The sequence below is a fragment of the Thermococcus sp. JdF3 genome (genome assembly GCF_012027495.1).
Lineage (GTDB): Archaea > Methanobacteriota_B > Thermococci > Thermococcales > Thermococcaceae > Thermococcus.
The window spans coordinates 1-387 of sequence record NZ_SNUK01000044.1; the positions used below are offsets into that span (position 1 = coordinate 1).

1 protein-coding gene and 1 pseudogene are annotated in these 387 nt (G+C 47.8%); both read right to left on the reverse strand.

Annotated elements, in window-relative coordinates; translation table 11 throughout:
- Nucleotides 1–300, reverse strand: a 300-nt coding sequence (locus E3E42_RS11810; RefSeq protein WP_167904899.1) for an rRNA adenine N-6-methyltransferase family protein, incomplete at its 3' end; no start/stop codon positions are given.
- Nucleotides 297–387 (reverse strand): annotated as a pseudogene (locus tag E3E42_RS12060) (DUF655 domain-containing protein); the annotation flags it as partial. The gene E3E42_RS11810 and the pseudogene E3E42_RS12060, both read right to left, overlap by 4 nt.

A 387-nucleotide genomic window follows, 5' to 3' on the forward strand; every position in this document is an offset into this window, starting at 1 on the left:
TTCAACCTTTAGAGCGTCCCCCTCTATTATCTCGACGTTGGACCAGTTGTACTCCTTTCGCAGTATCTCAACAAGACGTGGGTCCTTTTCTATGGCATAAACCTTCCCGGCACGCTTGCTGAGCGCATCCGTGAGAACACCAAGTCCGGGGCCAATTTCAAGAACGACATCTCTTCCGCTAAGTTCAGCCCTCTCAACGTTTCTCTCGATGATATCGTCTACTATTAGAAAGTTCTGTCCAAGGTCAGAGTTTGCCCTTAATCCGTATTTAGAAATGAGAGAAAAGAGGCGCTCCCTCATACCCTGAATATCCTCCTGGAACCAACGAAGAGCCTGTAGCGATCCTTCCCTTCAAGCTCATCAACAACGCGCTTGGTTATCATCTTT